The following is a 9,525-nucleotide window of genomic DNA, read 5'->3' as shown; positions in this document are numbered from 1 at the left end:
GGTGTTTATCCCAATATGATCGAGCATGGCTGGGACAGGGATGACTGGCCGGCGTTATGGGAAAAGGTGAAAAGCGCCAATATTATCGTGATCGGGACACCGATCTGGCTGGGAGAAGAAAGTTCGGTCTGCCGGATCTTGATCGAACGTCTTTACGGAATGTCCGGAATGCTGAATGACAAAGGACAAAGTGTTTTCTATGGCCGGGTCGGTGGTGCCGTCATTACAGGCAACGAAGATGGCATTAAGCATAGCTCAATGACAATTCTTTATGCTCTCCAACATCTCGGATTTGTCATCCCGCCGCAAGCAGATTGCGGCTGGATTGGTGAAGCCGGACCGGGGCCTTCCTACGGGGATATGGTTGAGGATAAACACATTGGTTTTGAAAATGAATTCACGCAACGGAACACAACGATCATGACGTGGAACCTAATGCATATGGCGAAACTTCTGTCGGATTCTGGAGGAATCCCAAACCATGGAAATGATCGGAATGCCTGGAAAGCCGGTAGCCGTTTCGATTATGAAAATCCGGATCATCGCTCATAGCTGAAGATAAAACGGCCGCTATCCTTTCAGGAAAGCGGCCGTTTTATTTGCATTTTAAAAATAAGAGTTGTGACTATTTATCAGAAATTGGGCCATCCTTGAATAGGTACTCCCTGAGCTCCTTGTCAAGGACCGGGTCTCTTCTTCGGATCCATTCAAGAACCATAGCGGCATGTTCTTTCTCTTCATCCCGATTATGAATGAGGATTTCTTTCAAACCTTCATCCGTACAGGCATTAACCCTCTGATTATACCAGTCGACAGCCTCAAATTCTTCCATCAGAGAGGTGATCGCTCTATGCATGTCCTTCGTTTCAGCGGACAATTCCTCAATCGGTTCGTGATATCCTTCGTTAGCCATATGCTATTGCCTTCCTCTGCCAAGTGAACGAGATTTCTGTAGCGCATGCAGCACGATAGCAGAACCCTTGACAATCTAAAACCGTCGGGCAGTTATTTATTTCCATAATTCAGCTAAGAATAACAGGTTCAGACCTGCCTCAATCAGATCAATACGCCAAAAGACAGAATTTCTCTTTTGCGGTCACCTGTATAATGCCTCACCCTTGATGTTCTTATAAATGTTTGCGACATAGTCCCCATAGCCATTATAGATTTCCGTTGGAACCCGATCTCCGGTCCCTATATCCCGCTCTGTCGCCTGCGACCATCTCGGGTGATCGACTTCCGGATTTACGTTAGCCCAGAACCCATATTCGTCACTATTCAGCTTTTCCCAGAACGTCTCCGGGCGCTTGTCTGTAAAGGTAAACCTGTCAATCGATTTGACGCTTTTAAAGCCATACTTCCACGGCGTGGCGAGCCGCAAGGGAGCGCCGTTCTGCTTGGATACTGGTTTTCCATACATGCCTGTCACAAGGAAGGTGAGGTCATTTGTCGCCTCCTCCATCGTCAACCCCTCGGTATAGGGCCAGGGATACCAGAACTGCTTTTGCCCCGGTGCCACGGCCTTGTCTTCGAAAGTCTGCATTACAAGATATTTGGCGCCCGATGTGGGAGCGGCCAATTTCACGAGATCCTTCAACGGAAATCCACTCCAGGGCACGACCATCGACCAGGCCTCGACGCAACGATGACGATATAGTCTTTCTTCAAGCTGCATTTTTGAGAGGAGGTCGTCGATCCCGATTTCCATCTCCTTTTCCACCATGCCATCAATCTTGACGGTCCAAGGGCGTATCTTCAGGGCCTGCGCCGCCTCGGAGATTGTCTTTTGGGAGCCGAACTCATAAAAATTATTGTAGGTCGTGGAAATCTTCTCCGGAGTGAGGTCGCGCTTGACTGTATATTTGTCATTTCGCGGCACAGGATAGAGATTCGCGCTTGGATCCTTTGTGTCCGCAAGAGCATGCCGGAATGTCGCCATCGAGCCTACGGAGGCGATTAACCCTGCGCCTGCCATTCCCTTCAAGATTGATCGCCGGTTTAGAAAGGCACTCTCCGACAGGACCATAGACTCTGGAAGTTCCCACCCTTTACGAATTTTAATCAGCACGCGCGTCTCCTCTTTCAATCTTCGTACATTAGAGGAATAATTAGATATTCCGCGCTCAACTACAATTCAACATCCCGTGAAACGCCAGCCTCCCCTATTAAGCCCGGTTTTGCAGGACCTTGTCTGCATTATGGCCTGTAAGTTCCTGCAGATGGTCAAATTGACGGCGATAGGTTCCCACCCCCAGGGTGGCAGACCGAAGATCAACGATCAGATCATGGACCTCGGATTCCGGGATCATCGCCTCTAGGACATCCCAGCCGTCCCAGCCTTCCCGCGCATCGAAGCCAAGTATCTGCCCCCGCCGCCCCGAAACAATACTGTTCACTTTCGACGTATGCTCAGACGGCATGGAGATGTCCACCTTGCAGATCGGCTCCAGCAAGACCGGGTCGCATTTCGGCATACCTTCGGTCATGGCTATGCGGGCGGCGGAGCGGAAAGAATTTTCCGAGCTATCGACCGAGTGAAACTGTCCATCGAACAACGTGACGGAGATATCGACAACCGGAAAGCCCAACGGCCCCTCGACCAGATATTCCTTTACCCCATGCTCAACCGCCGGGATATATTGCCGCGGCACCGAGCCGCCGACAATTTTCTCCTCGAAACTAAAGCCCGTCCCGCGTGGCAGGGGCTTGATTTCGATCTGCACATCGCCGAATTGCCCGTGACCGCCACTTTGCTTCTTGTAGCGCGCATGTTGTGTCGCCGCCTTTCGAATGGCCTCCTTGTAGGCAACCTTGGGGCGTTGAGACTTGACACTCAGGCCGTATTTATTGCGCAATCTTTCCAGCGCTACCTTGAGATGGATCTCCCCCTGCCCCCATAATAGCAATTCCTGGGTTTCCTGCTTATGCTCGGCTTGAAACGAAGGATCTTCCTCCATAATTTTTGCAAGGGCCGCAGATAATTTCACATCGTCTTCGCGCTTCTCTGCGAAAAGGGCAACGTTAAAAACCGGAGCCAAGGCCAACGACGACGTTGGCCGGATTGTCTCGCTAATTGTCAAGATATCGCCAGTCTGTGCCGTATCCAGCCGGCCAAATGCAACAATATCTCCCGGCTCGGCCGACGATATTTTATCTGATTTTCCGCCTTGAAGCCTGAAGATGCCGCCAATCCGGCCAGCGGCGAAGCTATCACCATCGTGAACTGTCCCAGACCAGACCCGGGCGAGAGAAAGCTTACCGCCCTGCCCAGACATATAGGTCTTGATCACTTCGGCGATCATGCTGTCAGGGGTAATCTCAATTCCTGTCCGCGCCGCGGCGACCGATGCTTCCGGAACCTCGTGGCGGAGGGCTTTCAGCAACCGGCGGACGCCATTGTCAGATTCTGCCGATCCAAGAAAAACCGACGTCACGAGACCGTCTTTCAGATCATTTTGTAAAAGTGAATAGATTTCCTCCCTCTCAGGGTTAATATCCTCCAGCAATTCTTCCATTAAATGATCATCAAAATCCGCAAGTTTTTCGAGCATCGCAAAACGGGACGATCCTTCTTCTTCCGCCATAGTCGGCGGCAGGTCTATTGTCCGAGATGCTTCGCCTTCCTTGTAAACATAGGCCCGTTCCGAGGCCAGATCGACATATCCGGTAATAATGCCATCTTTCAAAATTGGCACCTGACGGAGGACCAAAGCACGCTCCGTCACCAACTGCAGCGAGTCAAAAAGATCCTGAACGGAGCCGTGCGCCTTATCAATTTTGTTTACGAAGATAAATGTCGGCAGGTTCTTTTCCTGCAGGCTTTTCAGAATGGGAGATAGGGTCAGTACCCGGTCCCTATCCGGCTCACAAACAATCACGGCCGCATCGACCCCCTTTAACGCATTCTCTGTTTCCTGAAAAAATTCGACGGAGCCGGGGCAATCGAGAATGGTGAATTCATCCCCCAGATAGTTTGTATGTGCTGCATTCACTTCGACACTCATTTGACGGTCCCGCGCCTCTTTGGAACTGTCGCCTGTTGAGGTTCCCGCGTTGACGCTTCCCTTGCGGTCTATCTCACCGCAGATATGCAAAATAGCTTCGAGGAGAGTTGTTTTTCCACTTGAATAGGGACCCACCAGCGCGATGCTGCGAGGCCCCCGCGGCTTGTCTACGACCATGACGTGCCTCCCTGTATAGTTAGATAAACCTAATGTTCGTCCTCCCTTTCGATGAGGGCAAGCAAAAAATCCATGAGGGGGATACGAGCCTGTATTAGCGCGCACTTTCCCAAAAAAAAATGAGTAGTGCCCGGATCATAAAAAAAGACGGCCGAATCATCGACCGTCTTCATTCGATATTAGGAAGAAACCTCAGGTCAGGCTGCCACAGAACCTTTGTATCCGGATACAGGCTTCTGTCAACGCCTCGGTTGACGTCGCGTAGGATATCCGGAAATGCGGAGACAGGCCAAATGCCTCGCCGTGGACGACGGCAACACCTTCGGTTTCCAAAAGCGCCGTGACAAAGTCAAGATCATTTTCAATGACTTTTCCCTCCGGCGTTTTCTTGCCAATGCAACCGGCACAGGATGGATAAACATAGAACGCACCATCAGGTGTCGGGCAGGAAAGCCCCGACGCCTGATTAAGCATGCCGACAACCAGATCCCGGCGTCCCTCAAATACTTTTGCCCGTTCGGCAATGAAGTCCTGCGGACCATTGAGGGCCTCCAGCGCGGCATACTGACCGATTGAACTGGGATTGGATGTGCTTTGCGACTGTACCTTAGCCATTGCCTTGATCAGCTCTTTGGGCCCTGCCCCGTATCCGATACGCCACCCCGTCATGGCATAGGCCTTTGACACCCCGTTCATGGTCAGGGTCCGGTCATACAGCTTGGGTTCAACCTCCGCCGGGGTGACGAACTTGAAATCATCATACACCAGATGCTCATACATATCGTCAGTCAGGATCCAGACATTCGGATGCCGCACCAGCACGTCCGTAAGTTTTTTGAGTTCGTCCCGGCTGTAACCTGCACCTGTCGGATTGGAAGGTGAATTGAAGATCAACCATTTTGTCTTCGGGGTGATAGCGGCTTCCAGATCTGCCGCCTGCATCTTAAAATTCGTTGCGGCTGTGGCCTCGACAAAAACCGGTGTGCCGCCGCCAAGCAGCACCATGTCTGGGTAGGAAACCCAGTATGGCGCCGGAATAATAACCTCGTCGCCCGGGTTTAGCGTCGCCAATAGAGCGTTGAAGATGACTTGTTTCCCGCCGGAGCAGACGGTCACCTGAGAGGTTTCATATGTCAGGCCGTTCTCGCGTTTCAGCTTGTCGCAGATAGCCTGTTTCAACTCTACAATACCGTCAACGGCCGTGTATTTTGTCTTGCCTTCATCAATCGCCCGCTTGCCTGCAGCCTTGATATTGTCGGGTGTGTCAAAATCCGGCTCCCCGGCGCCAAGTCCGATAACATCACGGCCCGCGGCGCGAAGTTCCGCGGCCTTGGTTGTCACTGCAATTGTCGGTGAGGGTTTAATACGGCCTAAACTTTCCGCAATAATAGACATGACTGGATATCTCTTTCGGCTAGGATAAAATTACGACGCCAATTTGCGCCTACAAGCGATAGTTCTATAGCGTTTATTCGCCTCTGAGACCATATTTTTTTCAGGAAATTAAGACAGGCAGCAGCTCACTCTGCCTCGTCATCCGCATTGGACATGAAGCGGCCGGGGTTCAACGCAGCTTCCTTGAGAAGCCACGCCCTGAAGGCTTTGATACGGGGCCGGTCGGCTGTCTCTTCGGGGCAGACGATAAAATAGGCATGCCCTGCCATCAGCGGCCGGACGTTAAACGGCTGCACCAGCCGGCCAGCAATCAGGTCCCCCTCAGCAAGCGTGCTCCGTCCAAGGGCAACGCCCTGCCCTTCCATTGCGGCCGTTAACACCATTGAGCTATCGTTAAAGCTCGGGCCTTTTTTTGGATCAACATCGTCAACCTGAGCCGCCGTCAACCAGGTTTGCCAGTCAATCCTCATATCGTCATGCAACAGGGTGTGGTATTTCAGGTCTTCCGGTGTGCGGAGCGGATGCTCCCCGGTCAATAGGCTCGGGCTGCAGACCGGAAACAGGACATCTTCCGTCAGAAATTTATCGACCCGTAATCCGGGATAATTGCCATGGCCGTAACGAATAACGACATCCACGTCGTCACGCGCAAAATCGGTAAGAATGTGAGACGCGGAAAGGCGAACGTCAATGTCAGGATGTTCATCGCGGAAACGGCTGAGCCTCGGGAGCAACCATCGCGCCGCAAATGACGGCAGGGTATCGACATGAATTGGTCCGGTGGCATCCTGCTTCATCATCTTTTCCGTCGCGGCCCCGATCACTTCGAGACCGTCCCGGATACCCACAACATAATTCTGACCGTCGTCCGTCAGAATGACAGCCCGGTTCATTCTTTTGAAAAGCGGCAGGCCCAGCCAGTCCTCCAGTGCCTTCACTTGGTGACTGATCGCGGCCGGCGTTACGAACAATTCGTCCGCCGCCTTTGAAAAACTTAAGTGTCGGGCCGCCGCCTCAAAACTACGAAGGGCTTTCAATGGGGGAAGACGCATGGTTTCATCTAACTTTCAGATTATAAAAACTAATCTATTGTATTAGAATTTGTCGCTTGTGTTCAAGCCCGAAAAGGCACAAATACCGTTTTGAAGAATTGATGACACGGAACCATCGCAAATAAATGGTTCTCTGAATAGAAGGAATTAGTAAAATGTCATACAGAATAAGTGCAACCGGCGGAAGCTATAACGTAGCAAGCAAGTCCAGTGCGGGCTTTTTAACCTCGGTAATGGACATTCTTGTTGGCTGGCAGGAACGGGCCGCCATGCGGTATCAGCTTGAAACAACAGATAAGATATACTTAAGTGACATGGGCCTGTCTTCGGCACATGTACAGAGCGAAATTGCCAAGCATTTTTGGCGCCAGTAAGCGCCCAAGCCGCCGTCCGGGTATGAGCCTGTCTTCCTTCCTGTCCACAGGTATCCGGACGGCCCCTTTTTTTTAAAACTGGTTATACCTATGTTGTATCTTTCGAATAACGTCAGATAGACATGGAAAATTCATCCAGAGCATCCTATAAGCAGGATATGCAATCAGAGAACAAAACTGAAACATCGGGACTGGAGGAGGCATCGGCCGCCTTTATCCCGCATCGTCCCGTTCGTCCGGAAAAATCTCAGGGCGGCATCGCCTTTGAAGTGGTGTCTGAATATGAACCCGCAGGCGATCAGCCGGAAGCCATCAAATCCCTCGTCGCCAGTATCCGGGAGAAGGAAAAGGATCAGGTTCTTCTCGGCGTAACCGGATCGGGTAAAACCTTCACCATGGCGAAAGTGATTGAGCAGGTGCAGCGTCCCACGCTGGTTCTTGCTCACAACAAGACACTTGCCGCCCAGCTATATGGTGAAATGAAGGCCTTCTTTCCCAATAATGCCGTTGAATATTTTGTCTCCTATTATGACTATTACCAGCCCGAAGCCTATGTCGCGCGGACGGATACCTATATTGAAAAGGACGCCTCGGTAAACGAGCAGATTGACCGTTTGCGCCATTCTGCAACGCGGGCTCTGCTTGAACGCGATGACGTCATCATCGTCGCCTCGGTCTCCTGTATCTATGGTATCGGGTCCGTTGAGACCTATAGCGAGATGACATTGCACCTGAAAACGGGTCAAAGTTTCAATCGTCAGGATCTTCTGAAGCGTCTGGTGGACATGCAGTACCGGCGGAACGATGCCAGTTTTACGCGGGGCACCTTCCGCGTCCGCGGGGATACCATTGAAATTTTTCCGGCCCATCTGGAAGATCAGGCATGGCGGTTGTCCCTTTTCGGAGACGAGCTGGAAGCGATTACCGAATTTGACCCTCTGACGGGCCAAAAATCTGGAACGCTCGGCGAGATCCGCGTCTATGCCAATAGCCATTATGTTACGCCGAAGCCAACCCTCCGGCAGGCGCAGGAGAAAATCAAGCTTGAGCTTAAATCACGGCTCGCCGAACTCGAAACGCAGAACAAGCTGCTGGAAGCCCAACGTCTTGAGCAACGCACGATGTTCGACCTTGAGATGATGGAAGCGACGGGGGCCTGTGCCGGGATCGAGAATTATTCTCGTTACCTGTCCGGTCGCGGCCCCGGCGAGCCACCTCCCACCCTGTTTGAATACCTCCCTGACAATGCCATGCTGATGGTTGATGAAAGCCATGTCACGGTGAGCCAGATTGGTGCCATGTACAAGGGTGACTTCAAGCGTAAGTCAACTTTGTCTGAATATGGCTTTCGTCTGCCATCCTGCCTGGACAATCGCCCCCTCAAGTTTGAAGAATGGGAAATGATGCGCCCACAGACAATTTTTGTGTCGGCGACCCCCGGCCCATGGGAACTTGAGCGAACGGGCGGGACATTCGTCGAGCAGGTTATCCGGCCGACGGGCCTTACCGATCCCAATTGCATTATTCGCCCAGTAGATAAACAGGTTGATGACCTGATGCGCGAATGCAGGCTTTGTGCGGCCAAGGGAGAGCGGGTTCTGGTGACCACCCTCACCAAAAAAATGGCCGAGGACCTGACCGAGTATTTTCATGAAAACGGTATCAAGGTCAGATATCTGCATTCTGATATTGATACAATGGAACGTATTGAAATTATACGCGATCTCAGGCTTGGCACCTTCGATGTTCTCGTCGGGATTAACCTGTTGCGCGAAGGGCTGGATATTCCCGAATGCGCCCTAGTTGCCATTCTTGACGCCGACAAGGAAGGCTTTCTGCGCTCCGCCACCTCATTGATCCAGACCATCGGCCGCGCCGCCCGCCATGTCGATGGCCGGGTTATTCTGTATGCCGACAAAATCACGAAAAGTCTTCAGTTTGCCCTTGATGAGACGAAACGACGGAAAGACAAGCAGGAAGCCTTTAATGCAGAACATGGCATCACACCAATGTCCATTCGTAAGAATATTGGCGATGTCATGCGAAGTGTTTACGAACAGGATCATTATAATGTCGGGCTGGGGCTCGAAGACGCAACCCACATGATTGGCCATAATCTCACTGCCCATATTGAAGATCTGGAAAAGAAAATGCGGACTGCCGCGGGTGATCTCGAATTTGAGGAAGCTGCCCGGCTGCGTGACGAAGTCAGGAAATTACAGGACCGCGAACTCGGTATCGGGGGACCCAATAGCGGCAGACCGCAAGGGCGGTCTCGCAAGGGTCGCTCGGGCAACGGTCATGTGCTCGGCGGACGGTCGCGATAATCTACTGGCCGGGCGTGATGAAACCGAATTTGTGGAAAATTGCCTGACCTTCATCTGAGCGAAGGAAGTCAAAAAAAAGCTCGGCCGAATGGCTGTCATAGTCTTTCAAGATTGCCATTCCGTAGAGGATTTTGGGATAAGCATCGTGTGGGATCGGCGTAACAATTTTTACTGACTTGCTAAGGCGGGCATCGGT

9 protein-coding genes are annotated in these 9,525 nt (G+C 51.8%); 3 read left to right on the top strand and 6 right to left on the bottom strand.

The annotated features are described in order from the left end of the window. Positions 1 to 552, top strand: a 552-nt coding sequence (locus ACESNI_RS19115) for a flavodoxin family protein (protein ID WP_373090033.1), incomplete at its 5' end; no start/stop codon positions are given. A 73-nt stretch (positions 553 to 625) separates the two neighbouring features. Here the strand turns inward: ACESNI_RS19115 and ACESNI_RS19110 are convergent. The 5 genes from ACESNI_RS19110 to ACESNI_RS19090 all read right to left on the bottom strand — a co-directional run bounded on the left by ACESNI_RS19110 (position 626) and on the right by ACESNI_RS19090 (position 6,628). Then, positions 626 to 913, bottom strand: a complete 288-nt coding sequence (locus ACESNI_RS19110; RefSeq protein ID WP_373090031.1) for an encapsulin-associated ferritin-like protein — start codon at positions 911 to 913, stop codon at positions 626 to 628. A 183-nt stretch (positions 914 to 1,096) separates the two neighbouring features. Beyond that, positions 1,097 to 2,068: a protein-methionine-sulfoxide reductase catalytic subunit MsrP gene (gene msrP, locus ACESNI_RS19105; RefSeq protein WP_373090029.1), complete on the bottom strand. Its 972-nt coding sequence runs from the start codon at positions 2,066 to 2,068 to the stop codon at positions 1,097 to 1,099. Between the two features lie 97 nt (positions 2,069 to 2,165). Continuing rightward, positions 2,166 to 4,181 (bottom strand): elongation factor G, encoded by a 2,016-nt coding sequence (locus tag ACESNI_RS19100; RefSeq protein WP_373090027.1) that lies wholly within the window; start codon positions 4,179 to 4,181, stop codon positions 2,166 to 2,168. Between the two features lie 192 nt (positions 4,182 to 4,373). Continuing rightward, a complete protein-coding gene (locus ACESNI_RS19095; protein WP_373090025.1) occupies positions 4,374 to 5,576 on the bottom strand; it encodes a pyridoxal phosphate-dependent aminotransferase in 1,203 nt (400 codons plus the stop codon). Positions 5,577 to 5,701: 125 nt separating this feature from the next. Then, positions 5,702 to 6,628 carry a transcriptional regulator GcvA gene (locus ACESNI_RS19090; RefSeq protein WP_373090022.1) on the bottom strand — a complete coding sequence of 309 codons (927 nt, stop codon included), beginning with the start codon at positions 6,626 to 6,628 and terminating at the stop codon, positions 5,702 to 5,704. A gap of 155 nt (positions 6,629 to 6,783) precedes the next feature. On the opposite strand from ACESNI_RS19090, the gene ACESNI_RS19085 reads away from it, so the two are divergent. Beyond that, positions 6,784 to 7,002, top strand: a complete 219-nt coding sequence (locus tag ACESNI_RS19085; protein ID WP_373090020.1) for a DUF1127 domain-containing protein — start codon at positions 6,784 to 6,786, stop codon at positions 7,000 to 7,002. A 158-nt stretch (positions 7,003 to 7,160) separates the two neighbouring features. After that, positions 7,161 to 9,329 carry an excinuclease ABC subunit UvrB gene (gene uvrB / locus ACESNI_RS19080; RefSeq protein WP_373090018.1) on the top strand — a complete coding sequence of 723 codons (2,169 nt, stop codon included), beginning with the start codon at positions 7,161 to 7,163 and terminating at the stop codon, positions 9,327 to 9,329. Position 9,330: 1 nt separating this feature from the next. Here the strand turns inward: uvrB and ACESNI_RS19075 are convergent. After that, a partial coding sequence (locus ACESNI_RS19075) for a molybdate ABC transporter substrate-binding protein (protein ID WP_373090016.1) occupies positions 9,331 to 9,525 on the bottom strand: 195 nt, incomplete at its 5' end.

Origin of the sequence: Sneathiella sp., from assembly GCF_041689005.1 — a bacterium.
Taxonomy (GTDB): Bacteria; Pseudomonadota; Alphaproteobacteria; order Sneathiellales; family Sneathiellaceae; genus Sneathiella.
This window is presented reverse-complemented; position numbering and strand designations above follow the sequence as displayed.